Raw genomic sequence first — 25234 nt, 5'->3', positions numbered from 1 at the left:
CCACCCCGGCCACGTCCCGGTCCGTGCCCCGTGGGGCGCGAGCCGGGACGACCCCGACACGACGAGGCAGAAGCGATGAAACACACAAGGGACACCTGGGACCACACCTACGACGTGGTGGTGATCGGGTCCGGCGCGGCCGGAATGGCCGCCGCCCTCACCGCCCGGCTGCGCGGACTCAGCGCGCTCGTGGTCGAGAAGACCGACCGCTACGGCGGCTCGACCGCACTGTCGGGCGGCGCGATATGGGTTCCGAACAACCTGCACCTCGACGCGGCCGGCGTCGGCGACACCCCGGAGAAGGCCCGCGCCTATCTCGACGCGACCGTCGGGGACCGCGTCCCGGCCGAGCGCAGGGACGCCTACCTCGAACACGGGCCGTCCATGGTGCGCGAGTTCCACGAGAAGACGGCCGTGCGCTTCGTCCACACGCCCGGCTACTCCGACTACTACCCCGAGCGGCTCGGCGGCTGCCCGCAGGGACGTTCCGTCGAACCGCGGATCTTCGACCTCAACCGGCTCACACCGGAGCAGCGCGCCACCATGCGGCGCGCGGGCCTGCCCACGTACGGACTGACCATCACCTCCCACGACTTCCGGTACCTCAACATGGTCGCGCGCACCTGGGCGGGCCGCAGGACGTCCGTGAAGGTCGGCCTGCGCGCCCTCAAGGCCCTGGCGACCGGGAAGAAGCTGCTCTCCCTCGGGGAGGCGCTGGTGGCCAGGATGCGGTACTCGCTCCACGAACTCGGCGGTGAACTGTGGCTGTCGACCCCTCTCACCGGACTCGTGACCGGGCCGGACGGCGCCGTCACCGGCGTGCGGGTCCGCCGGAACGGCGAGGAGGCGACCGTACGGGCCACCGGCGGCGTCGTCCTGGCGTCCGGCGGCTTCTCGCACAGCCAGGCGCTGCGGGAGAAGTACCTCCCGGCGCCGACCTCCACCGCGTGGACGTCCGCGGCCGAGGGGCAGACCGGCGACGCGCTCCAGATGGCGATCGAGGCCGGCGCGGCGGTCGACCTGATGGACAAGGTCTGGGGAGCACCGTCGGCGGTGCCGCCGGGCGGGAAGCCCTTCTTCCTCGTCGCGGACCGCGGCATCCCGGGCATGGTCATCGTGAACCAGGCGGGCGAACGCTACGCCGACGAAGCGGCCCCGTACCACGAGTTCGTCGACGCGATGTACGCGAACCACACCGCCACGGCCCCCACCGTGCCGTCCTGGCTGATCCTCGACGCGGCCTCCAAGGCGCGCTACCTCTTCATGGGCCTCTTCCCGGGACAGCCGTTCCCGAAGAAGTGGATCGACAGCGGCTTCGTCAAGAAGGCCCCCACGCTCGACGCTCTCGCCGCCGGGACGGGCATCCCCGCCGAGCGGCTGCGCGCGACCATGGAGCGCTTCAACGACTTCGCGGACCGGGGCCACGACGAGGACTTCCGGCGCGGCGAGAGCGTCTACGACCGCTACTACGGCGACCCCACCCTCCCCAACCCCAACCTGGCCCCGCTGCGGAAGGCTCCCTTCTACGCCGTCCCGATCCAGCCCGGGGACATCGGCACCAAGGGAGGCCCGGTCACCGACGCCGGGGCGCGGGTGCTGCGGGAGGACGGTTCCGCCATCGAGGGGCTGTACGCGTCCGGCAACGTCTCCGCCGCGGTGATGGGGGACACCTACCCCGGACCCGGCGCGACCATCGGCCCGGCCATGACCTTCAGCTGGATCGCCGTCAACCACATCGCCGACGCCCTGTCCGACCGTTGACCCGGTCATCGACCGTCCCGCTCGTCGAGGGCGCGGAAGTGCGGGACGAGCCGCTCACGCCACTGCCGGAGGACCACGTGGATCCCACTCAGCGGGAGGACGTCGTTGCCGCCCGTGGCAGGCCGCCGTACGGTCCCACGAGCCCGGCAGCCGCAACGAGTTCACGACGAGGAGAGCACAGGGTGTCGAGTCTTCACGGCAGGACGGTGATCGTCACGGGCGGCGCGCGAGGGCTCGGGACGGCCGCCGTCCGGGCAGCCGTCGAGGCCGGCGCGCGCGTGGTCCTCACCGACGTACGCGAGGAGGAGGGCCGGGCCGTGGCCGAGGAGCTCGGCCACGACGTGCGCTTCCTCCGGCACGACGTCACCTCCGAGGACGGCTGGAGGCGCGTCGTCGCCTTCGCCGTCGACGAGTTCGGCGGAGTCGACGGGCTGGTCAACAACGCGGGCGTCTCGGGCGGCTCGCACCTGCTGGAGGAGCAGTCGGCCGACGCCTTCCGCCGCGTCGTCGACATCAACCTGACCGGCGTCTTCCTCGGCATGCGCACCGTGATACCGGTGATGAAGGAGCACGGCGGCGGCTCCATCGTCAACATATCCTCCGCCGCCGGCCTGACGGGACTGGGCCTGACCGCCGGGTACGGAGCGGCCAAGTGGGGCGTACGGGGACTCACCAAGGTGGCGGCGGTGGAACTCGGCACCGACCGGATCCGGGTCAACTCCGTGCATCCCGGCATGATCTACACCCCGATGACGGTCGGTGTCGGAATCCGGCAGGGCGACGGCAACTTCCCCGCCGCACCCATGGCGAGGGTCGGCGAAGCGGTCGAGGTCGCCGACGCGGTCACCTTCCTCCTGTCGGACGCCGCCTCCTACGTCACCGGCGCCGAGCTGGCCGTCGACGGCGGCTGGACCGCCGGACCGGTGTTCGCGCAACGGGACCGCCATTGACACGCCCGACGCTCCGTCCGGTGTCCCGACCGACGACAGGGAGAACACCCATGGACCGCTTCGCAGGACGACGGGTACTGGTCACCGGTGCCGGATCGGGCATCGGCCGGGCGACGGTGCTGAGGCTCCTCGACGAAGGCGCGGCCGTCGTCGCCGCCGACGTCTCGGACGCCGGCCTCGAGGAGACCGCCGCCCTCGGCCGGCGGGCCGACCGCCTGCGCACCAGGGTGATGGACGTCTCGGACGAGTCCGCAGTACGGGACGGCGTCACCGCGGCCGTGTCGGACCTCGGGGGCCTGGACGTCCTGGTCAACGCGGCCGGCATCCTGCGGTCCGAGCACACCGAGCGGATGACACTGGACCTGTGGAACAGGGTGATCGCCGTCAACCTCACGGGTTCGTTCCTGGTGACCCGTGAGGCACTGCCCGCACTGCTGGCCGACGGCGCCGGCGTGGTGGTCAACTTCAGCTCCACGTCGGCCTCGTTCGCCCATCCCTACATGGCCGCCTACGCCGCGACGAAGGGCGGCATCCAGTCCTTCACCCATGCCGTCGCGATCGAGTACGCACGGCGGGGACTGCGCGCCGTGTGCGTCGCGCCCGGCAGCATCGCCAGCGGCATGACCGCGGACCCCGGGCTGCCGGCGGACGCCGACATGAGCCTGTTCACCAAGCTGGCCCCGGCCCTCGGCGAGGGCTTCGCGGACCCCTCGGCGGTGGCCGGCGTCGTCGCCATGCTCGCCTCGGACGACGGCGCCTTCGTCACCGGCACCGAGCTGCGCATCGACGGCGGCACCCACATGTGACCACGATGCCCTCCCCGGTCAGCGGGGCGCCGGCGGGACCGTGACGGTGGCGCGAGCGGCCCGCAGATCCGGGCAGTTGTCGCTGGACCTTCCCGCCAGCCGGCCGTCCGGCTGCTCCACGGTCACCTGAGCGACGGCCAGGTCGGGGTCCTGGTGCAGACGTGCCGCGGCGGCCGTGCAGGCCAGCTGGTCGATGGCCGTGTCGTTCAGCGCTCCCAGGTCCGGCGGCAGCTCGATGGAGACCGTGCCGCCGTCGATCCGTATCGTCGGCGTCGTCCTGACCCGCGGCAGCTCGGTCGCGAGCCCGTCCTCGCGTTCCTGCACGGTCGGGCCCTTGAAGACCATCAGCACGGCGCTCACGGGCTCGGCGGAGCCCTGCACCGGCCGGGTCACCGACACCAGGGACCCGTCCATGACGAAGTAGAGCGGGACCGCGTCGACGGGCACGGCGGGGCTCGGGTTCCGGGCCGCGGCGGTGGCACCGGCCGGATCCTGGACACCGGTGGCGGGTTCCCCCGCTTCGACCACGCCGGTCTCGGGGATGCCGCAGGCCGAGAGCGGGAATGCGGTCGCGAGCAGGAGGGGGAGCACACGTCGGACGCGTCTGCGGACGGGTCTGACGGCCGGTGCGGCACCCGTCGCCGGCGAGGGCGTCATGACCGGTCTCCCTTCCGCGGGCGGGCCGCCCGCCGTTCCGTGTCCTCCGGCCCGACCGGCAGGACGACCGTGAAGACGGCACCGCCCTGAGGTCGGTTGGCGGCCCGTACGGTCCCGCCGTGCAGGCGTACGTTCTCGGCGGTGATGGCCAGCCCCAGCCCGCTGCCCTCGCTGCGTGTCCGGGCGGCGTCCGACTTGTAGAAACGGTCGAAGACATGGGGCATGACGTCCTCCGGGATGCCTTCCCCGCTGTCCGCGACCTCGATGACCGCTTGCCGTCGCCCGCCCGCCTCCTGCTGTCCGTGGAGGCGCAGGTGCACGGGGAGAGCGCCGTGACGGAGGGCGTTGGCGACGAGGTTCGCGACGACGACGTCGAGGCGCCGCGGGTCGACACGTCCGCGCAGCACGCCGGGCTCCGGAAGGCCGGTGTGCACCGTCTGCAGCCAGCCGCGGGTGGCGAGAGTGCGCCGTACGCACTCGGCGAGGTCGATGTCGTCCAGGTGGAGGGCGGCCGCGCCCGCGTCGAACCGGGAGATCTCCATGAGGTCGTTCACCAGGTCCGCCAGCTTCGTGGTCTCCTCGCTGATCAGGCGTACGGCCATCGCGGTGTCGTCGTCCAGGCCGGCCGCGTCCTCGTCCAGCACGTCGGTCACCGCCGACATCGCCGCCAAAGGGGTGCGCAGCTCGTGGGAGACGTCCGCGGCGAACCGGCGGGCACCGGCCTCCATCCGCCGCAGCTCCGTCACCGACTCCTCCAGCGCGGCGGCGGTCTCGTTGAAGGTGTGGGACAGGTCGGCGAGCTCGTCGGACCCGTGCACCGTCAGCCGCGTGTCCAGGCGGCCCTCGGCGATGCTGCGCGTCGCCCGGCGCAGCGCCCTGACCGGACGCAGCACCCCTCGCGCGGCCAGGAGGGCGAGGAGGACGGCCAGGGCGAGCGCGGGCACCGTGGCCCGCTCGATGGCGGTGACCAGGGCGTCGACGTACCCCTGCTCCTCGGTCTGCGGAACGGTGAGATAGACCTCCAGCCCCGACGCCCTCCGCTCGGTGCGGTACTGCCCGGCGAAGGTGACGGGCATGCCGACGACGAGCGAGGGCCGGCCGTCCACGGTGACCCGCTGGAACACCGTGGCGCGGCGCGCGTGCACCGACTCGCGCATCGCCGGGGACAGCTCCCGGAAGGCGTCGCCGGTGACGGAGGTCGCGTTCAGCTCCCGGTAGACGGCCAGCACCCGCCAGTTGTCCGACCGTCCGCCGCGCGCCACGTCGGAGGCGAACGACTCCAGGTCCGACCGGGCGGGCGGGAACCGGTAGTTGGGCACCAGCGTGTCGACCCGCTCCCGGAAGTCCTCGATCACCGTGTCCTGGCTCTGCTGCAGGACCCCGGTACGCGCCTCGCGGAACGTGAACGCGCCGGTGGTCACCGTCGCCACGGCGGCGACCAGGGCGAAGGCCACCACCAGCCGGACGCGCAGGCTGCTCAGCGCGCGCAGCAGTCGCGGAGCTCTCACCGGGCCCCGAACCGGTAGCCGAAACCGCGCACGGTGTGGATGTACCGGGGGTCGCCCGGCACCTCACCGATCTTGGACCGGAGACGCTTGACGCAGGCGTCCACGAGACGTGCGTCCCCGTGGTAGCTGTGCTCCCACACGGCTTCCAGGAGTTGCCGGCGGCTGAACACCTGCCCGGGCGAGGCCGACAGGACGAGCAGCAGCCGGAGTTCGGAGGGCCCGAGCGCGACGGGGACTCCCTGGTGGGTGACGGTCAGCCCGGCGCGGTCGATGGCCAGGTCTCCGTGGTGCTCGGTCCGCGGTGTGCCGTACTCGGCCGGCGGGCCGCTCGTGCGCCGGAGCACCGCCCGGATGCGTGCGTCGAGGACACGGGCGCGGACGGGTTTGACGACGTAGTCGTCCGCTCCGGCCTCCAGGCCGACGACGACGTCCGTGTCGTCCCCGCGGGCGGTGGCCATGATGATCGGCACCTGGTCGTGCACACGTATCCGGCGGCACACCTCCAGCCCCGGCATGCCCGGCAGCATCAGGTCGAGGATCACGGCGTCGGGCCGGAACGACCGCAGCCGCGCCAGGCCGTCCTCGCCCGTCGCGGCGGCCTCGACCTCGTGTCCCTGGCGGCGCAGGGCGAGCCGCAGGCCCTCCCGGACGGCGCGGTCGTCTTCGATGATCAGGACACGTGGCATGGACCTCAGTATGCGCGGAACCGGTTCGTGCTCCGCCGGCCGGGTGGCGGCTGTTACAGAGCGGTCCACAAGCGGTCCACGGCCGATCACACGCCGGCGGCAGTCTGAACGATCATGAACGTGCACCGATCGACGTCCTCGCCGTCCGCCGCGGCCCACCGTCGCCGCCGCGGTGGCCGTGCCCGCCGCGGACGGGGCCGGAAGACGGCCCTCCGGGCGAGCCTCGCGGCTGTCGTGCTCCTCGTCGCCGGCGGCACGGCACTCAAGGGGTGGACGGCCGACTCCCACCGCCCGGCTCGTACCACCGGACAGGCGTCGACGGTGACCGTGGAGGCGTCACCCGGCGCTTCCGCGTCGTCCGCGCGCCCGGCGCCGAGCCGGAACACCGAGAAGGAGCGGCCCGGGGATTCCTCACCGTCCGTCCCGCCGTCGGGACCGGGAACGTTCGCCACCGCCGGAGGCCGGAGCGAGAGTGTCGGGGGGAGCGAGCGGACGCTGACCTACCGGGTCGAGGTCGAGGACGGCATCGGTATCTCCCCGGACGACGTCGCGGCCGAGGTCGAGGACGTCCTCGCCGACCCCCGGGGCTGGACGGCCGACGGGAAAGTGGGGTTCCGGCGGGTCTCCGGCGGCACCTCCGACTTCCGGGTGCGGCTCGCCACAGCGGCCACGGTGGACCGGATATGCGGTCAGTACGGCCTGGACACCGGCGGCGAGGTCAACTGCAACGTGGGCCAGGACGTCATGGTGAACCTCAAGCGGTGGCTGCTGGCCACGCAGTACTACGCGGACGACGTGCCGTCGTACCGCGCACTGATCATCAATCACGAGGTCGGTCACTTCCTCGGCCACGGCCACGAGGGCTGCCCCGGCCCGGGGCAGCTCGCGCCCGTGATGATGCAGCAGATCAAGGGACTGCACGGCTGCAAGGTCAACGTCTGGCCCTACGACGGCGGCGGCCGGCCCGTCACCGGTCCCCCGGTGCCCTGAGCCGTGTGCGGCCCGCCCGGCCGGGCGAGCCGCACACGGACGCCGGCTCAGCGGCGGTCGGCAGGGCGTTCCCCCGGGGGATAGCCCGTCGGGAGGTCCACCGGCACCCCGTACACCCGCATCTCCGCGGCGGCCGCGAACGGCTGCCCGTTGAGCGCGTTCAGTGCCGTGAACCGGACGTGGGAGGCACGGACCCGGTCGAAGGAGACCCGCTGCATCTGCGGAGCGTCCTTCATGGTGCCCCTGGCCACCGTCGTCCAGTGCGTGCCGTCCTGCGACACGGCGACCTCGTAGTCGGCGACGCGTCCGTTCTGGCCACCGCTCTGCCGGTTCAGATAACCGAAGCCGTCGACGTCCGCCGCGCCACCGAGCTTCAGCGTCACCCAGTGCGGATAGGGGGCGACGGAGTCGGTGTAGTCGGTGTGCCAGATGGTGCCGGCGTCACCGTCGAGCACGTTGGACGCCGGCCCCTCCCCGGGACCCGAGGAGCGGTTCTCCGAATCGGCGGAGGCCGTCATCGAGCCGGGTGACAGCACGGGCTCGGTGGTCACCGTAGCCCGGGCGTCGGCCGACACCGTCCTGGTGGCCCCCGCGTGGGCGTACGTGGCGGTCGCCTTCCAGGCGGGGGTGGTGCCGGCCGCGTCGGCCGGAGGCGTCAGGAGCCACGTGGTGCGCACGCTCGCCCCCGGCTTCACGGTCGGGAAGAGGTTGCCGTCCTTCTCCTTCACCTCCGCCTTCCAGCCCTCGGGCAGCCCCTGGAGCCGGACGCCGACGTCGACGGCGTCGGCCGGCTCGTGGTTGGTGAACGTCGTGACGTACTCCCCGGGCACCCCGGGGCTCAGCTCGGCGCCGGACGGCACCGTGACGCCGGCGCAGGCGGTCCCGGCCTCGGCCCTGCCCAGGTCGGTCACGGTGAAGTCGTCGATCACGAGGTCCGTGCCCCGGGCACTGCCGAGCTTGCGCAGCCCGACCCAGGTGTCCCCGCAGCCGGCGACGATCTCACGGGAGTAGGCCGCCGTGTCGAGGGCGGGTTCCAGGACGTCGCGGGCGATGTCCCGGGAGGCGGCCCTGCCGTCCGCGATTCGGTCCGCGCCGGTGACCCAGGCCCACTGGCCCTCGATGTTGGTCTGGTACGAGAACGAGATCGCGTACCGGTGCCCCTCCTGGAACGGCACGGTGGCGGGGGTGGTGCGGTAGACCAGCCCGGTGTTCTCCGCGTGGGACTTCAGCGAGTGCCGCCCGGCGAGCACGTCGTCGACCGCCTTGCCCTTCAACGTGCCGGCGTCGTACGGGGAGTAGGTGTTCTTCCACGCCTTCTGGCTGTAGGGCTCGTGCAGGTCGCTGACGCTGGTGCGCGGGTCGGTGACACCGCCGGCGTCGCCCTTGACGAACGGCCCCCAGCCCGGCTGGTTGCCCTCGAAGTCGTCGTGGGCCACCACGGTGCCCTCCTCGCCGCGGGGGAGCGGCGCGGTGGTGTCCGCCATGACGCGTACGTCGTCCAGGACGACCGCCGGCCCGCCCGCGACGGCGCCGAGCTCCACGGTGACCTTGCCGCCGGGCGGTGCGGTGAAGGACACGGCGGCCCGCTGGGCGTAGGTGTCCCGCTTCTCGTCGGCGGCCATCTTGTTCTGCGCCGGCGTGATGTCGAACGTCCTCACCGCCGGTTCCTTGCCGCCGCGCACCCGGAGCGTCGTGGTCCGGCGCTCGCCGGGGCCGATCTCGACGTCGGCGCTGAGCGTGTACCGGCGGCCCGGTGCGAGCCCGGAGACCTTCTGGGAGATGCCGGAGGCCTCGCCGCCCAGCCGGACGACGTTGTCGCCGCCTGCGGCCCGGACGATCCGTGCGCCGCCCCGGGCGTTCCAGTCGTCCAGGTTCCCGCCGTTGAAGCCGGGGTCGGAAAGACCGGTGAACTCGCCGTAGCGCGGGTCCTCGTGGGGCGCCTTGCCACCGTTCGGCACCAGGACGTAGGGCTGTCCCTTCTCGGCGGTGAGCGTCACCCGTCCATGGTCGGCCTTCACCCGGGCCTTCTTCACCCGGCCCTGGTCGGTGAGTCCGTAGAGGGTGAAGTTCTCGTGGCCGGCGAACTGCTCGGTGAGCCGGAAGGTGTGCGTGCCGCCGGAGGCACTGTGGAAGTACATCTTGTCGGCGTCACTCGGCGAGGAGGTGCCGTTGCCCTTGCGGGCGTTCCCCCACGGCAGCAGGTAGGTGTCGCCCTTGAGCACGACGGCGTCGCCCATGGAGATCTGCCGCTGTCCGTCCACGGACCGCACGCTCACACCGCCGGTGAGCTTCGCGGACCTGCCGAGGTCCCAGTCCAGCACCTGGTAGTGCTGGAGGAACTTGGTCGGCAGGTTGTCGGTCCAGATGTTGCGGTAGAAGGCGTTCCAGTCGTCCTGGCCGGTCCAGCCCTCGAACTCGACGATGTTGGCACCGCCGAGCAGCGGGTCGACGTTCCACACGTCGCGGTCGGCGTTGGCGATGAAGCGGACGATGTTCGAGTTGATGCCCTTGTTGGTGGCGCCGCCGTAGTTCTTGTCGGCGGCCCAGTGGGACCACAGGGAGGAGCCCTCGAACTTGTACGACCATTCGGTGGCGACCTCGAGGCCCGTCCTGCGCAGTTCGGCGGCCAGTCCGTCGGCCAGCCAGCCGCTGGAGTAGTAGGCGTCGATGTAGACGGTTCTGACGCCCGGCGCCTCTTCGCGGAGCTTCTTGAACCGGTCCAGGACCGCGCCGGAGCCGAGGTCCTTCCTCTGGTCGATGTGGTAGGCCTGGTTGAGCCAGTCCCACCCGTTCTTCTGCCCCTCGACCAGGTCTTCGCTGAACGTCTTCGCCTGCGGGTAGGCCTCGGTGGCGTTGACGTGCACGCCGAAGTCGGCGTTGTAGCGGGCACCGGTACGGGTGAGCCTGTTGAGGTCCTTCAGCCCGCCCGCGCGGACGTTCTCGTTGCCGCCGTAGTCGGGGTGAGCGGAGTCGTGGCCCTCGCTGGCGTAGCCCTTCTCCAGCACCCACTGCCCGAGGTTGTCGGTGGCCATGGAGATGCGCTTGGTGTTGTCCAGCGTCTTCAGGAACGGATTGGTGGCCTGGCTCGCGAAGTTGAACGGGATCCGCTGCACCACGCGCTCGGGCACCCGGTCCGCGCCGAGCGGACGCCGCATGTGCTCCCGGTGCGCGATGGCGCCGTCCTGCCAGTCGACGGTGCCGTCGTCGTTGGCGTCGGCCGCGAGGACCACGGTCGCCCGGGGCAGCTCGTAGGTGTCGACGCGCGGGTCGGTCGCGCCCTGGGGCGCGTAGGTGTAGGTGCCGACCGACAGCTCCGCCCGGCGCCGGCCGTCCCCGGCGTCGACGACGCGCGACTGCAGGCGGGTGTTCCAGTTCGTGTTGTCGTTCTGCGGCGAGTCCTCGGTCGCGTTGGTGACGATGCCCGCCGACAGCTGTGTGTTGCCGACGAACGCGTACGGGGTGCCGACGGGCTCCTTGTCGGGGGCCGTGCCGGCGGTGACGGGGATGAACCGGTCGGCGGTCGTCGTCGAGTCCGTGGAGATCTTGGTCCGGGCGAGGTTCGCGCCCGGCTCGGAGGAGTCGACGGAGACGAGGGACTGTCCGGGGATCGCGAGGGTGCGCACCGTCGAGGCGGCGTCGCCGGAGATCTTCTCGACGGCGAACACGACCGTCGTCTCCCCGGTGACCGTGATGGTCGAGGTGATGGTGAGGTGGGGCAGGTCCTCGAAGGTGGAGGTGTAGGTCGCCCTGCTGCCCTCCGCCTTCATGGTGGTGGTGGCGCGGCGCGGTGTGCCGTTGACGGTGAAGCTGTCCAGGGCGGACGCCTGCCCGCCGAGGCGGCGATCGCCCAGCCGGTAGGAGATGACCTGGGGGAACTCCTCGGCCACGGTGACGGTCAGCCCGCCCCGGGTCAGCTCCACCGGTGTCGCGGCCGGTGCCGGGAGCGAGACGGCCCGGGGGAGGGCCGCGCCGGCCGGGACGGCGGCACTCGACAGCATGCCCAGGGTGAGGACCAGCGCCGCGGCCACGGCGCCGGGGCGTGGCCCGCGTCTGCGTCCGGGCGGTCGAGGTGTTGGGGACGTCATGCTTTCCACCTGGTACTTCCTCCTCGGATCGGGTGAGGGACGGGAGACGGTGGTGCGTTCGTGGCGGGGGTCGGACGGGTCAGGAGAAGGTCTCCACGTACTCCTCGGCGGGCCCCAGTTCGGGCCGGTCACGCAGCGCCACGTGGTCGCCCGGTCGCTGGAGTTCCAGCAGGGTGAGGGTGTTCTCGCCGGGGACGAGCAGGGGCGCGGGCAGGTAGAGGGTGCGCTGCGGGCCGATCTCCCAGTACCGGCCGAGCAGGACGCCGTTGACCCAGACGAATCCCTTGGCGAAACCGGGGAGGGCGAGGAAAGTGTCCGCCGGCTCTGCGATCGTGAACCGCGCCGTCGCGAATCCGGCGCGACCGTCCGGTTCCGCGGCCGACGCCGCGCGGGCGAGGTGGTCCGGCGTCCACGTGTCGAGCGGCAGCGGGTGCATCGTCCAGCCGTGCACCAGCCGGCGGCCGACCGCCACGCCGCCGAGGATGCCCTTGTGCCCGCCGAGCCGCGGTCCGTAGTTGACGCGTCCCTGGTTCTCCACCAGCAGCTCCAGGCGGACCCGTTCGCCCCGGCCCGGCACGTCGAGCGAGGCGGTCTCCCGGTCGAGGACGCCGACGGGAACGTCGTCCACGAAGACCTGCGCGCGGTCGTGCAGACCGGAGACGGTCAGGGTGTGCGTGCCGCTCGGCAGTCTCGGCTCGGCGCGGTACAGGACGAGGCCCGATGCCTGGTCCAGTTCCTCGAAGCTCAGCGGACGGGGCGCGCGAACCGGCTCGGAGGCCGCCCTCAGCGCCCCCAGCAGACCGGCCCCCGCGGTGACGGGGATCCTACGGGGGGTCAGCAGGCGCGGCTGAGGGGGCAGCGGACGCTCCGGCGCCCCGGTGACGGCACGCAGCCGGTCGCGGAACGCGAAGAACTTCGGGGTGAGCGCGCCGTTCTCGGCGATCGGCGCGTCCGAGTCGTAGCTGGTCACCGTCGGCTGGAGCGAGTCACCGTCGTGGTTGGCACCCGACCACAGGCCGAAGTTCGTGCCGCCGTGCGCCATGTAGAGGCTGACCGAGCCGTCGGCGCCGAGGATGTCGTCGAGCGTCCGCGTGGCGCTCTCCACGGTGCGGACGTGGTGCTTCTCGCCCCAGTGGTCGAACCAGCCGTTCCAGAACTCGGCGCACACGAACGGCTCGTCCCTGCGGCGTGAGCGCAGCAGCCCGGCGGCCTCGTGTGCGCGGGAGCCGAACGTCGCCGCCGCGAGGTGACCGGGGAGGGAGCCGCCGTCCTGCATCAGCTCGGTCGGCCCGTCGGCCGTGTAGAGCAGCTCGGTGACACCGCGCGCGACGAGGGCGTCCCGCACCCAGCGGACGTAGGCGTGGTCGTCCCCGTAGCTGCCGTACTCGTTCTCGATCTGGACGGCGACCACCGGTCCGCCGCGGGACGCCTGCAGAGCGGCGATGCGCGGGATCAGCTCGTCGAACCAGCGTCCGACCTCCTCCAGGTAGGGCTGGTGGGAGCAGCGCAGCCGCATCCCGTGTCGCCCGGTCAGCCAGACGGGCAGCCCGCCGTTGTCCCATTCGGCGCAGATGTACGGGCCGGGGCGCACGATCACGTCCAGGCCGGTCTCCTGGGCGGTCCGGACGAAGCCTTCGACGTCGTGTCCGCCGGTGAAGCGGTACCGTCCCGGGCGCGGTTCGTGGAAGTTCCACGGGACGTAGGTGTCCACGGTGTTGAGGCCCATGGCCGCGACCCGCCGGAGCCGGTCGGCCCACTGGTCGGGGTGGACACGGAAATAGTGCAGCGATCCGGCGAGGACGCGGTGCGGTCGCCCCGCGCGCAGGAGCCGTCCCCCGGGGTGGGACAGGACGGGCTCCGGCCGGGGCGCGGGATCGTCCTGGGTCGGCGTACCGCTCACGTGACAGCTCCCTGCGATGTTATCGATGCCATTTCGGCGACGTCCCGTGCCCTCGGTGCGGGCACCGGCCTTTGACTGCGAACCCGCGGGACGGGTTCCACGCAACGGCCGGAACTATGGCAGAGCTTGTTATCGATGCCAATAGGGCCTGCGTGGCTAGACTCCCTCGCGGGAGCAGCACCTGCGACGACGCGGCCCGGCCGCGGTTCGACTGGAGAAGCGAGCGATGTCATCGGAAACACCGGAAGCCGGCAAGGGACCCGTGAGGAAGCGGACGGCCGGTGACGGCGTCGCGCGGCAGCCCGGCATGACCGATGTCGCCCGGCTCGCCGGGGTCTCCGCCCAGACGGTGTCCCGGACCCTGGCCGGCCATCCCAACGTGCAGCCGAAGACCCGGGCCAAGGTGCTCGCCGCCGTGGAGCAGCTCGGCTACCGGAAGAACAACGCGGCGCGGATGCTGTCGTCGGGGCGCAGCCGGACGATCGGCGTCGTGACCCTGCAGACCAACTTCTACTCGCGCACCAACCTGACGTTCGGCATCGAGACGGCGGCGCGCGAAGCCGGGTACGCGGTCAGCACCGCTACCACCGCGTCGCTGGACACCGCGGCGATCGAGCAGGCGATGTCGCGGCTGGCGGAACAGGGGGTCGAGGGGGTCGTCCTGTCGGTGCCACTGGTCCACGTCAGCCCGAGGATCGAGCAGCTCACCCGCTCGGTGCCGACCGTCACCGTCGACGGGTCGCGGACCCCGGCCACCGAGGTCGTCGCCGTCGACCAGACCCTGGCGGCCCGCCTGGCGACGCGTCACCTGATCGAGCTGGGGCACGAGAGCGTCTGGCACGTCGCGGGACCGAAGGAGTGGCTCGACGCGGCCAGTCGCTGCGCCGGGTGGCGCGACACCCTCCAGGCGGCGGGGCTGGACGTGCCTCCGGTGCTGGAGGGCGACTGGACACCCGCCTCGGGGTATCGCAACGGGCTGATCCTGGGCAAGATCCCCGATGTCACCGCGGTGTTCGTGGCGAGCGACGAGATGGCCTTCGGGGTGATCCGCGCCCTCCACGAACTCGGCAGGAGGGTGCCGGAGGACATCTCCGTCGTCGGCGTGGACGACATCGCGCTGGCCGAGTACTGCTCGCCCTCGCTCACCACGGTCGCCCAACCGTTCACCGAGATGGGAGCGCTGGCGGTCGCCCACCTGCTGCGGCACATCGAGGACCCGGACGCGGCGCACGAACCCGCCTGTGTCGAGCCGGCGTTGATCGTCCGCGCCAGCACGGCACCGGTCGGCGGCCGTGCCCGCCCCCGGCCCTGAGCGACCGGCGGACGACGCCTCCCGCGGACGGACGCGCAGGCATCCGAGCCGTGCCCTCACGGACGCTTCGGTGCTCGGTACTGCTCGGAACAGCTACGTATCGAGCACGTATTGACATGCAACTGGCGAGCCCGCAGAGTCATGCTCCGACAGTGATGCAGGCCACCCACTGAGGAGTGTTGCCGTCATGTCCGAAATGCCCGCTGTCTCTCGCCGGTTGCTGCTGGGCGGCGCCGTCGCCACGGGCGCGCTCGCGGCCGGCATGAGCGCCGCGGCCCCGGCCGCGTCGGCGGCCGAGCAGGCACCCCGCCGCAGACCCGGCCAGAAGTCGATGATCGGCGTCCCGTACGACGTCCACAGAACCGTCCGTGTCGGCGTCATCGGCCTGGGAAACCGGGGCGGAGGCATGATCACGGGCTGGGCGGCCGTACCCGGCTGCACCGTGACCGCCGTCTGCGACATCCGCGCCGACCGCGCCCGACGCGCCGCCGACCGGCTGGTGAGCAAGGGCGAGCCACGCCCCGCCGAGTACGGGGGCTCCGCCGACTCCTACGCCCAGATGCTCAAGCGCGACGACATCGACCTGGTGTACATAGCCACGCCCTGGGAGTTCCACTACGAGCACGGCAGGGCGGCGCTGCTGAGCGGCAAGCACGCCGTCGTGGAACTGCCCATCGCCACCGAACTGCGCGAGCTGTGGGACCTCGTCGACACCTCCGAGCGCACCCGCAGGCACCTGATGCTGTCCGAGAACTGCAACTACGGCCGCAACGAGCTGGCCATGCTCAAGATGGCGCACGCCGGCCTGTTCGGAGACATCACCAACGGCCACGGCGGCTACTGCCACGACCTGCGCGAACTCCTCTTCTCCGACACCTACTACACGGACTCCTGGCGGCGGCTGTGGCACACCCGCAGCACCGCCTCCTTCTACCCCATGCACGGACTGGCCCCGATCGCGGCGGCCATGGACGTCAACCGGGGCGACCGGATGGCCACACTGAGCGCCACCGCGACCGCCCCCAGGGGACTGGCCGACTACCGCGAGCGCTTCGTCCCCAGGGACCACCCGTCCTGGAAAGAGACCTACATCAACGGCGACCTGATCACCTGCATGATCGAAACGGAGCGGGGCAGGACCATCCGGGCCGAGCACGAGGTCAGTTCGCCCCGGCCGTACAGCCGGATCAACACCCTCGCCGGCAGCCGGGGCATCGTCGAGGACTACACGGGCCCGTCCCCGACCGGCGCCCGGATCTACATCGAACCGGACCACAGCGGCCACTCCTGGCGCGACTTCGCCGGCTACCGCAAGGAGTTCGACCACTGGCTGTGGCAGAAGGTCGGGGACGACGCCGCGAACAACGGCGGTCACGGCGGCATGGACTACGTCCTGCAGTGGCGCACGGTCCAGCTCATGCGCGCGGGGCTGGTACCGGACATCGACGTCTACGACTCGGCGGCCTGGTGCGCACCCGTCCCGCTGAGCGCCGCCTCCCTGGCCAAGGGGGGACGCCCCGTCGAGATACCCGACTTCACCCGGGGCGCCTGGCGTGAGCGGAGGCCGGGCCTCGACTCGACACCCACCGACATGCCGCCCGTGGGCTGAGCCGAGTGCGCGTACGACGGCACCGCGCGGCCACCCGGCCGCACACCGCAAGGCCGCGGGCCCGGATCCCCGGCGTTCCCCCGCCCACCCACCGGAGAAGACCCATGAACCGTCAGTCCCGAGCGCGACTGCTCGTCTCCGCCCTGGCCGCCGCCCTGGTCGCCGCGCTGGTGCCGTCGTACGCATCCGCCCGCCCGTCCGACACCTCCGACGCCGTCGGAGGGCGGCTCGGCGAGGCCACCGGCTTCACCGCGGACGGTGACACCTACACCCTGGCCGCGGGCGACGCGAAGCTCCGCATCAGCTTCCCCGACGACGACCTCTTCCGCGTCCGTCTGGCTCCCGACGGCCACTTCTCCGACCCGGCCAACGACGACCCCGAGGACCCGGGCGCCCCGGACGCCGACATCGTCGTCAAGAACGACTACGAGGGTGCCCGCTCCACCCACACCGAGACCGACGACGCCTACGTCGTCCGTACCGACGAGGCGACGCTGACCATCACCAAGTCGCCCGTCACCCTGGCGCTCGCCGACGAGGACGGCAGACCGCTGTGGCGGGAGACCGCACCCCTCAGCTGGTCCGACGACGGCACCGTGCAGACCCTCCAGCAGGGCGAGCACGAGCAGTTCTTCGGCGGCGGCATGCAGAACGGCAGCTTCAGCCACCGCGGCGAGACCATCGACATCAGCCGCGACTACGACTGGAACGAGGGCGGCAACCCCAACGCGGCGCCGTTCTACCTCTCCAGCAGCGGCTACGGCGTGCTGCGCAACACCTTCGCCCCCGGCCGGTACGACTTCGGCGCGCCGGTGCGGACCACGCACCGGGAACAGCGCTTCGACGCCTACTACTTCGTCGGGGACGCCAAGGAGGTCATCGACGGGTACACCGAACTGACCGGCCGTCCCGCCCTGCTGCCGATGTACGCGCTGGAGGTCGGCGACGCCGACTGCTACCTGCACAACGCCAACCGCGGTGAACGCGAGACGCTGCGGGACTCCCGCGAGATCGCCGACGGCTACGCACAGCGGGGCATCCCCCTCGGCTGGATGCTGGTGAACGACGGCTACGGCTGCGGCTACGAGGACCTTGCCCGGACCGGCGACATGCTGAACGAGCACGGCGCCGAACTCGGGCTGTGGACCGAGGCGGACCTCACCGAGCAGGAGACCGAGGTCGCCGCCGGGGTGCGGGTGCGCAAGACCGACGTCGCCTGGGTCGGCCCCGGCTACCGCTTCGCCCTCGACGCCTGCGAGAAGGCACGGGACGGCATCGAGCGGCACAGCCGCGACCGCGCGACCGTCCTCACCATCGAGGGCTGGGCGGGAACCCAGCGCTGCGGCGCGATGTGGAGCGGTGACCAGTCCGGATCGTGGGACTACATCCGCTGGCAGATCCCCACGTACGCCGGTTCGACGATGTCCGGCCAGGCCGTGACGACCGGCGACATCGACGGCATCTTCGGAGGCAGCGCCGAGACCTACGTACGCGACCTGCAGTGGAAGATGCTGCTGCCGATGACGTACGGCATGAGCGGCTGGGCGGCGAGCGACAAGCAGCCCTGGCGGTACGGGGAGCCCTACACGGCGATCAACAAGAAGTACCTGCTGCTGCACGAGCGCCTGCTGCCCTACCTCTACACGCACCTGGCGAACGCGGCGAAGAACGGCGTCGGCCCCACCCGGCCCCTGTACCTGAACTACCCCGACGATCCCGCCACCTGGGGCGACAAGGCCAAGTACGAGTTCCTCGCCGGCGACGACCTCCTCGTCGCACCCGTCCACGAGGACAGCGACGTCCGCGACGGCATCTACCTCCCCGAGGGCCGCTGGGTCGACTACTGGACCGGCCGTGTCCACGAGGGCGGACGGACCCTCGACGGCTACCAGGCGCCGCTGGACACGCTCCCGCTGTTCGTGCGCGCCGGCGCGATCGTACCGATGTTCCCCGAGGGCACGACCGACTGGGCGAAGGGCAAGCAGTCCGGGCAACTCGACCTCGACGTCTATCCCGAGGGCGACTCCTCCTTCACCCTCCGCGAGGACGACGGCCGCTCCCGGGCGCACGCCGCGGGCGAGTCGGCCACCCAGAGGATCGAGGTCTCCGCACCGGACGCCCGCCGTCGCGGCCCGGTGGACATCCGCATCGGTGAACTCCGGGGCGAGTACGACGGCAAGCCGGCCCAGCGGCGCTACGGCCTGTCCGTGCACACCGACACCGACCCCTCGGGGGTGCGGGCCGCCGGACAGCGGCTGCGCGAGGTGTCCTCCGAGCAGGAGCTCCGGTCGGCGCCCTCCGGCTGGTACTACGACGGCCGGACCGGCGTCGTCCACGTCAGAACCGCCCCCGTGTCCACCGGCGAGCGGGTGACCGTGCGCATCGACGGGGCCGGCTCCGTCGGCGGCACGCACCCCCAGGACCGCGCCGTCCGCCTCGACGCCGGCACCGCGGCGGTCGGCACGGTCGGCCGGTCCCAGCAGGTCGACGTGGCGTTCACCAACGACACGGGCAAGCCCGTGACGGTGACCGGAACGGCCGTCGACGCCCCCGAGGGCTGGACGGTGGACTCCGCCGGGCCGGCGGGCACCCGGGACCTGCCCGACGGCGCCACCTTCACCGCCCGCTACACGGTGACCCCCGCCGAGGGAGCCACGCCGGGGAAGTACGAGGTCTCCGCCAGGGCGTCCTACGCGACGCGGAACAAGGAGTACACCGTGCGCACCCGGACCGGCACCACGCTGGCCCACCCCTCACTCGCCTCGGCCGCCGACAACGTCGGCGTGACGAAGCAGGACGACCCCGGACCCGGCGACATCGACGGCGGCGGCTCCAGCTTCATCGCCGAACGGCTGGCGGCGAAGGGCGTCTCGCCGGGCGCCACCGTGGAGGCGAACGGCTTCGCCTTCACCTGGCCCGACGCCGAGCCGGGCACCCCCGACAACGTGACGGGCAAGGGCCAGACCATCAAGGTGTCCGGTCGGGAGAAGGGCAACGCGCTGGCCTTCCTCGGCACCGGCACCAGCGGCAGCGCCGAGGGCACGGCGACCGTGCACTACACGGACGGCACGACCGGCGAGGCCGAGCTGGGCTTCCCGAACTGGTGCTGTCTGCCGACCGACCGGTACGGGGCGAAGACCGCGATCGCCACCAAGGGCAAGAACACCCCGTCCGGACCGGCCTACGAAACCGTCGAGTACCGCCTCTACACCAAGACCCTGCGCATCGACCCGGACAAGGAGGTCGCCGCGGTCACCCTGCCGGCCAACAGCGCCGTGCACGTCTTCGCCCTGGACGTGGGCGACGAGGAGATCGTCGCGCCGCCGGTCCCGGACGGCCAGTACGCGCTGGCGACCGCCGGGGGAGAGGGACGGCTGGAGGCCCCCGGCGACACCGACGCCGGGCAGTTGCGGATCGGGCAGCCCTCGACGTCGCCGGCCCAGAAGTGGAACGTGACCCGCGACGACGACGGCACCTACCAGCTCAAGAACGCCGGCAGCGGACTGTGCGCGGACGTGGCCGCGAGTTCCCAGGCGTCCGGGGCCGAGGTGGTCCAGTACACCTGCACCGGCACCGCCAACCAACGCTGGACCGTCACCGAGGAGAAGGGCACGCTGACACTGAAGGCCGAACACAGCGGACTCTCCCTGACCGCCACCGCAGCCGGCCTCGTCGTCCAGGCGACCGACGACGGCGGAGCCCTCCAGCGCTGGCGGGCCACGGCGAACTGACCCGCGCCGCACCGCGCCCGTCCCGCCACGGCACACCGGGAGCCCCGGCCGTGACGGGACGCGGCGCACCCGGCCGCCCCCACCCGTTCGCCCTCGGGGACTCAGCGGTCGCGCAGGCGGCCCACCTCCGCCAGGGCCCTGCGCGCGGTACGGGCCAGCCGGGGCCGGTCGCGTACGAAGCGGCGGGCGGTCCGGGCCGGCTCCCGGCCCAGCCAGTGGACGGCACCGCCGGGTCCGGGACGCACCACGGCGCCCTCGTACACCCGCAGGTCACGCGTCTTGAACGACTCCTTGTACCGCGCCGGACCGCTTCCGAGGTCGACCGTCCCGATCCCGTCGGCGGCCGCCGCCTCCAGCATCCGCAACAGCAGCACCAGTCCGGGCGAGTACTTGCCGAACTCGCGGTCGTAGGCCGGGAACCACCAGGACAGCACCGTGTGCGAGCGCAGCCCGAAGTGGGCGGCCACGGGCCGGCCGGCGGCGTACAGCACCGACAGCGCACCACGGCAGTCCGGATCGTCGCTCCGCGCGAGCAACTCCACCAGGCGGGTGATCCACTCCTGCGCGAACCGGTCGCGCCGACCGGTCCGGCGGTACTGGGCGGACTTCCACCGCATGAGCGTACCCAGCGCGTCGGAATCCCGGGAGTCGTACTCGAACCGCACTTCGCCGACCTGGCGGGCGAGCTTCCGTTCCTTGGCCAGGACCTGCTTGAGAAAGCTCGGTGAGCTCCGGCGCAGCCGCTCCGTGTAACGCTCGAACCCCTCTCCGACGTCGACGACCGGGGAGGCCAGCTCCTCGGCCGCGTGCGGCACGAACGGATGCTGGCCTGCCTCCAGGTTGTCGAACTCCCAGGACGACAGCCGGCATTCCCGCAACAGACGGCGGGCGTCGAGCCGGATCCCCCTGCGCAGGACAGCGCCTTGACTGTCCGACACTCCTGCCCCGATGGGCCTGCCGCGACCCGGTAAGCCCCTCTCGTACGGGAAGTAGCCCACCGGGTGGCCGTCCTCATGGAGCACCGCGACCCGGGCCCGTGACCGGACCTGCCCGACGGCCGCGGTGAACGCGGGGTCCATGAAAGGGTTCGCCGGTGCCCCGCCCTCGGCTCTGATGTCCCGCCAGATCTTGTGGTCGTCCGTGCTCAGGTCTCCCGGTCTCACCACGAGAATGCGCTTCTCCGACACGTCCGTCGCCTCCTGCGTCATCGATGGAGAACACACGAGGACCTGCTCGACACCGTGTCCCGGCACCAGGCAGTACGCAGGCCGCACGGCGCAGGCCCTGATCCGTACCGCCGTCACTCAGCAGCGAAATGTCTGCAATCCGGGCGCGGTCGGGCCGACAGCGTCCGCTCCGGGCCCGTCACCCGCTCGCGACGAGCCGGGCTCCCCGGCGTCGCGCGCCCCGGTGCATGCCTGAGCCGGAGCACCCGCAGACGCCTGGCCACCGGCCCCGGCCGTTCCCGCGGTCCTCGGCGAGCGCACCGCGACATGACGGACGGACGCGTCCTCCTCGCAGGGGCACGGCTCTCGGACGGCCTCGGCCTGCGCCGTCCCGCCGAGCGCTCCCGCGGTCGGCGCGGCGGTGGTCCCCACCGCCGCGACCCGGTCCGGCGCGGACTGCGGGACGAACAGATGCAGCAGCACGGACGCCAGCAGGACCATCGCCGCCGCCCACCGATGCCGCAATGCCGGACTCCTGACCTGGTACCGACGGGGGCCGACATACAGCCTGACACCGGACGAGTCCCCCGAATACGCCCCGACTGCGCCTTCCAGTAGGCCGAGTGCCCTTCCGCGTCGTCAAGCGGTCGTGCGGTGATTCGGTACCCCCGGCTCGGCCCGGGCACGTAGTGCTCCGTTGCCGATTCGCACCGGATGTCTACGGGAGGTGGACGCCGGCTGCCATGGACCGTGGAGGACCTGCCTACTTCGACAGTTCCGCGTTCGGCCCCATGACGACGACCGGCTTCCTGGCCGGGTCGAGGGCCCGCAACAGTGCCCGCATGTGATCCTCGCTCAAGGAGATGCAGGCGCTGGTGGGCCCGCGGTGGTCCACGTGGATCCACACACCGCCGCCCCTGGCCGCACCCATCGGCTTGGTCTCGTCCAGTGGAGTGGTGCCGGAGACGCGGTTGTAGTCGACGGCGACCACGTAGTCGAACGAACCTTCGAGCGGCTCGCCGAGGTGGCCGGTGCCCTCGGCGCGGAACAGCGGGTCCTGGTCATAGGGGAGCCTGGTCCCCGGATCGGGCAGCAGGCCCCCGGCGTCACTGAGGCCGAAGACCCCGACGGGCGTGCGCAGGTCACCGACCCAGTGGTCGGTGGTCCAGCCCTGCAGGCCGTTGTGCGCGCGCCACGGGCCCGCGACGAGGCGCCAGCCGTGTCCGGCGTCCCGTTCGTAGAGCGCGGCCCGCGCCCGGTTCGCGTCCTGGGTCGTGCCCCTGACCACCAGGGCCTGGGTGGTGGTGGCGGGCACCCTGCCCTGCATGGCCGGCCCCAGCCCCGGGAGCAGACGGGCCGGCGCGGCCGGAGCGGCCGGAGCGGCGGGGTGGGGTGGAGCGGGGCGCGGCGCGTCGCTGCTGGGCGTGCGTGGCTCCCGGGCGGAGGGGGCGTCCGGCTCCTGGGCGCAGCCGGTGCCGAGTATGCCGGTGCACAGGGCGACGCCGATCGTGAAAGCCACGGTCTTCCTGACGGGCATGACATCCTCCGACTCCGGGTGCGGGCTGTTCGTCCCAGCTTTTCCGGAACATGGTGCTCTGTCGTGTTGCGCGTTTCCCCCGTACGGCGCAGGCGATGGGCGTGTCCCTGGACGAGGAGGTGCACACACGAGTACAGCGCTGCCCCGCCGAACGGGTGGGAGGTCCCTCGCGCGCCGCCACGGTGATCGGCACAGGGCCCTTCCTGCTCACGGCGCCGGACGGGCGCAGGTGAGCGATTCCGCGCAGAATGAAGGCGTGGCCACATCCGAGCTGTCGTAGTCGCGGCGCATCACCAGGCACTGAGGACGTGCGGGCCGGGAGGAAGTCATGCAACGCTTCTTCGAACCGGACGGCCGCCCGGACACCGGGAGCGACCACGCGACCAGTGCCGACGTCGCCCTCGCGGTCAACGGCATGGGCACCTTCACGTGGGACGTGACCGACGGCGTGATGCGCTACGACGACGCGGGTCTGGCGGTGATGGGGTTCCGGCCGGGCGAGTTCGACGGCCGCCTGGAAACCCTGAGTGAGCGGATGGTGGCGGAGGAGCTGCCCGCGATCCAGGAGCTGGTGGACCGCGCGCTCAGGGAGCGTTCCGGCTTCAGCCTCTACTTCCGGGTACGGCACCGCAACGGCAGACTGCGCTGGACACACACCCAGGGGCACATCGTCCGGGATCCGCAATGGCGCCCCGTCCGGGTCATCGGCGTCATCCGGGACGCCAGCCAGGAACTGGTGGCCTTCGACCAGACCGAACAACTGCGCCAGGCCAGGAACGACCGCCGCCGCCAGGCCGACATCGTCGGGCACGTCAGCGACGTGCTCGTACCCACCGTCACCGTGGAGGACGTCGCCGAGGCGCTGACGACCAGCCGCCTGCTGGAACGGATCGGCGCCTCCGGCATCGTCCTCGGCCTGATCGACAACGGGCGCATGGAACTGGTGGGCTCCAACGGTGTGCCCGAGAACCTGATCCGTGACTTCCACCTGTCCAGGCTGGACGCCACCCTGCCGCTGACCGAGGCGGTGCGCACCCGCAAGCCGGTCTTCCTCACCAGCAAGGCGGCGCTCACGGAGCGCTACCCCGCGCTGGAGCCGTACGTGACGAGGTTCTCCGGGACCGTGGCGACGGCGTACCTGCCGTTGATCGCCCAGGACACACCGATCGGTGCCGTCGGACTGACGTACGCGGGCGGGGCACGGTTCCCGCCGGACGAGCGGACGGTCCTGACGGCGCTGGGCAGGGTCATCGCCCAGTCGCTGCAGCGGGCCCTCCTCTACGACCAGGAGCACGAACTCGCCGCCGGGCTGCAGACGGCGATGCTCCCGGGCCGCCTGCCGCAGGTGCCCGAGCTGGCCCTCGCCACCCGCTACCGCCCCACCCGGGCCCGCGGCGGCATCGGCGGCGACTGGTACGACGCCCTCACGCTGCCCGACGGCCGGATCGTCGCGGTCGTCGGCGACGTGCAGGGACACGACGTGACGGCCGCCGCCGTCATGGGACAGCTCCGCATCGCGCTGAGCGCGTACGCCGCCGAGGGGCATCCGCCGGCCACCGTGATGGCGCGGGCCTCCGCCTTCCTCGCCGAACTCGACACCGACCGCTTCGCCACCTGCCTCATCGCCCTGCTGGATCCCGGCACCGGGATGACCTCGATCGTGCGCGCCGGGCACCCCGAACCCGTACTGCGCCGCAGGGACGGCAGCAGCGTCTGGATCGCCACCCCCGGCGGTCTCCCGCTGGGGCTGACCGCCCCGGGCACCCAGCCCGCCTACCCGGCCCTCGAAACGGTCCTGGAACCCGGCTCGACCCTGGTGCTGTGCACCGACGGTCTCATCGAGTCCCGCGCCCGGGACATCGACCAGGGCCGCACCCGGCTCCTGGACGCGATCACCACCGGCCCCGGGCCCCCCGAGGTCCTCGCCGACCACCTGCTGGACACCATGGCCGCCTACACCGGCGAGGAGGACGACGTGGCCCTCCTCGTGCTGCAGCGGTCACGGTCCGGGCCGGACCCGGCGCCGCAGATGGAGGCCACGATCTCCCCCGCCGACCCCGACGCACTCGGGGCCGCACGGCTCGCCCTGCGCACGGCACTGCACGCCTGGTCGCTGGAGGCACTCGACGACACCGCGGAGCTGCTGGCCTGCGAGCTGGCCACCAACGCCCTCCTGCACACGGGGGGCCACGCCATACTGACGGCCAGGCCGGTGCGGCACGGCGGGCGGGGCCTGCGGCTGGCGGTGAGCGACGCCTCACCGGTCACTCCCCGGCGCCGAGCCGCCAACGAGCAGTGCACCTCGGGCCGCGGTCTGATGCTCGTCGAGGAACTCGCCACGTCCTGGGGCATCGAACCCCGCGGCACCGGCAAGACCGTGTGGTGCGAGATATCCCTGAACCAGCTGTGAGCCGCCCGCGCCCCCGGAGCCGTGGACGGTAATTCGCTGGCCCGCGCCGAGGGGCCGTGCCTACGCTGTGGCCCCGTCGTCGACCACGTACCGGGCCCACGGCCCGGAGGGGGTGTCTTGATGTCC

At 72.2% G+C, this 25234-nt stretch carries 15 protein-coding genes; 8 read left to right on the top strand and 7 right to left on the bottom strand.

The window, feature by feature from the left end; all coding sequences use genetic code 11:
* Nucleotides 1-75: 75 nt before the first annotated feature.
* The 3 genes from IE260_RS20050 to IE260_RS20040 all read left to right on the top strand — a co-directional run bounded on the left by IE260_RS20050 (nt 76) and on the right by IE260_RS20040 (nt 3517).
* On the top strand, nt 76-1761 hold the full coding sequence (locus IE260_RS20050) for an FAD-dependent oxidoreductase (RefSeq protein ID WP_189873758.1): 1686 nt from the start codon (nt 76-78) through the stop codon (nt 1759-1761).
* Between the two features lie 182 nt (nt 1762-1943).
* Nucleotides 1944-2711 (top strand): glucose 1-dehydrogenase, encoded by a 768-nt coding sequence (locus IE260_RS20045; RefSeq protein WP_189873756.1) that lies wholly within the window; start codon nt 1944-1946, stop codon nt 2709-2711.
* 50 nt (nt 2712-2761) lie between these two features.
* A complete protein-coding gene (locus IE260_RS20040) occupies nt 2762-3517 on the top strand; it encodes an SDR family NAD(P)-dependent oxidoreductase (protein WP_189873754.1) in 756 nt (251 codons plus the stop codon).
* An 18-nt stretch (nt 3518-3535) separates the two neighbouring features.
* On the opposite strand, the gene IE260_RS20035 is transcribed toward IE260_RS20040, so the two are convergent.
* Genes IE260_RS20035 through IE260_RS20025 form a run of 3 tightly spaced genes read right to left on the bottom strand, consistent with a single transcriptional unit; the run spans nt 3536 to nt 6368 of the window.
* Nucleotides 3536-4174 (bottom strand): hypothetical protein, encoded by a 639-nt coding sequence (locus tag IE260_RS20035; protein WP_189873752.1) that lies wholly within the window; start codon nt 4172-4174, stop codon nt 3536-3538.
* A complete protein-coding gene (locus IE260_RS20030) occupies nt 4171-5682 on the bottom strand; it encodes a sensor histidine kinase (protein WP_229880933.1) in 1512 nt (503 codons plus the stop codon). The genes IE260_RS20035 and IE260_RS20030 overlap by 4 nt, the downstream gene beginning before the upstream one ends.
* Entirely contained in the window at nt 5679-6368 is a 690-nt protein-coding gene (locus IE260_RS20025) for a response regulator (RefSeq protein WP_189873750.1), read from the bottom strand. The genes IE260_RS20030 and IE260_RS20025 overlap by 4 nt, the downstream gene beginning before the upstream one ends.
* Before the next feature lie 114 nt (nt 6369-6482).
* Here IE260_RS20025 and IE260_RS20020 point away from each other — a divergent pair, with 114 nt between their 5' ends.
* Nucleotides 6483-7358: a DUF3152 domain-containing protein gene (locus IE260_RS20020; RefSeq protein WP_189873748.1), complete on the top strand. Its 876-nt coding sequence runs from the start codon at nt 6483-6485 to the stop codon at nt 7356-7358.
* Between the two features lie 47 nt (nt 7359-7405).
* On the opposite strand, the gene IE260_RS20015 is transcribed toward IE260_RS20020, so the two are convergent.
* Nucleotides 7406-11443, bottom strand: coding sequence for an endo-alpha-N-acetylgalactosaminidase family protein (locus IE260_RS20015; protein WP_189873746.1), 4038 nt, complete (start codon nt 11441-11443; stop codon nt 7406-7408).
* Nucleotides 11444-11522: 79 nt separating this feature from the next.
* Complete coding sequence (locus tag IE260_RS20010) at nt 11523-13343, bottom strand: glycoside hydrolase family 35 protein (protein ID WP_189873743.1); 1821 nt, start codon at nt 13341-13343, stop codon at nt 11523-11525.
* 307 nt (nt 13344-13650) lie between these two features.
* Here IE260_RS20010 and IE260_RS20005 point away from each other — a divergent pair, with 307 nt between their 5' ends.
* The 3 genes from IE260_RS20005 (at nt 13651) to IE260_RS19995 (ending at nt 19995) form a co-directional block, all read left to right on the top strand.
* Nucleotides 13651-14655: a LacI family DNA-binding transcriptional regulator gene (locus tag IE260_RS20005; protein WP_373303372.1), complete on the top strand. Its 1005-nt coding sequence runs from the start codon at nt 13651-13653 to the stop codon at nt 14653-14655.
* 187 nt (nt 14656-14842) lie between these two features.
* Nucleotides 14843-16264 carry a Gfo/Idh/MocA family protein gene (locus tag IE260_RS20000; protein WP_189873739.1) on the top strand — a complete coding sequence of 474 codons (1422 nt, stop codon included), beginning with the start codon at nt 14843-14845 and terminating at the stop codon, nt 16262-16264.
* A gap of 104 nt (nt 16265-16368) precedes the next feature.
* Nucleotides 16369-19995, top strand: a complete 3627-nt coding sequence (locus tag IE260_RS19995; RefSeq protein ID WP_189873737.1) for a TIM-barrel domain-containing protein — start codon at nt 16369-16371, stop codon at nt 19993-19995.
* 101 nt (nt 19996-20096) lie between these two features.
* On the opposite strand, the gene IE260_RS19990 is transcribed toward IE260_RS19995, so the two are convergent.
* Nucleotides 20097-21203 (bottom strand): GNAT family N-acetyltransferase, encoded by a 1107-nt coding sequence (locus IE260_RS19990; protein WP_189873735.1) that lies wholly within the window; start codon nt 21201-21203, stop codon nt 20097-20099.
* Between the two features lie 721 nt (nt 21204-21924).
* Entirely contained in the window at nt 21925-22698 is a 774-nt protein-coding gene (locus IE260_RS19985; RefSeq protein ID WP_189873733.1) for a hypothetical protein, read from the bottom strand.
* A 328-nt stretch (nt 22699-23026) separates the two neighbouring features.
* Between IE260_RS19985 and IE260_RS19980 the strand changes: the two genes are divergently transcribed.
* On the top strand, nt 23027-25108 hold the full coding sequence (locus tag IE260_RS19980) for a SpoIIE family protein phosphatase (protein ID WP_189873731.1): 2082 nt from the start codon (nt 23027-23029) through the stop codon (nt 25106-25108).
* The last annotated feature ends 126 nt before the right edge of the window (nt 25109-25234 follow it).

The sequence above is a fragment of the Streptomyces viridiviolaceus genome (assembly GCF_014650995.1).
Classification (GTDB): Bacteria; Actinomycetota; Actinomycetes; order Streptomycetales; family Streptomycetaceae; genus Streptomyces; species Streptomyces viridiviolaceus.
Note: the sequence above shows the minus strand (reverse complement) of the source record. Positions and strands in the feature narration are given on the sequence as shown.

Excerpts from the sequence above, each read along its gene's own strand:
- IE260_RS20050 (WP_189873758.1), top strand. The coding sequence starts at position 76 with ATGAAACACACAAGGGACACCTGGGACCACACCTACGACGTGGTGGTG.
- IE260_RS20040 (WP_189873754.1), top strand. The coding sequence starts at position 2,762 with ATGGACCGCTTCGCAGGACGACGGGTACTGGTCACCGGTGCCGGATCG.
- IE260_RS20035 (WP_189873752.1), bottom strand. The coding sequence starts at position 4,174 with ATGACGCCCTCGCCGGCGACGGGTGCCGCACCGGCCGTCAGACCCGTC.
- IE260_RS20025 (WP_189873750.1), bottom strand. The coding sequence starts at position 6,368 with ATGCCACGTGTCCTGATCATCGAAGACGACCGCGCCGTCCGGGAGGGC.
- IE260_RS20020 (WP_189873748.1), top strand. The coding sequence starts at position 6,483 with ATGAACGTGCACCGATCGACGTCCTCGCCGTCCGCCGCGGCCCACCGT.
- IE260_RS20015 (WP_189873746.1), bottom strand. The coding sequence starts at position 11,443 with ATGACGTCCCCAACACCTCGACCGCCCGGACGCAGACGCGGGCCACGC.
- IE260_RS20005 (WP_373303372.1), top strand. The coding sequence starts at position 13,651 with ATGACCGATGTCGCCCGGCTCGCCGGGGTCTCCGCCCAGACGGTGTCC.
- IE260_RS20000 (WP_189873739.1), top strand. The coding sequence starts at position 14,843 with ATGTCCGAAATGCCCGCTGTCTCTCGCCGGTTGCTGCTGGGCGGCGCC.
- IE260_RS19995 (WP_189873737.1), top strand. The coding sequence starts at position 16,369 with ATGAACCGTCAGTCCCGAGCGCGACTGCTCGTCTCCGCCCTGGCCGCC.
- IE260_RS19990 (WP_189873735.1), bottom strand. The coding sequence starts at position 21,203 with ATGACGCAGGAGGCGACGGACGTGTCGGAGAAGCGCATTCTCGTGGTG.
- IE260_RS19985 (WP_189873733.1), bottom strand. The coding sequence starts at position 22,698 with ATGCCCGTCAGGAAGACCGTGGCTTTCACGATCGGCGTCGCCCTGTGC.
- IE260_RS19980 (WP_189873731.1), top strand. The coding sequence starts at position 23,027 with ATGCAACGCTTCTTCGAACCGGACGGCCGCCCGGACACCGGGAGCGAC.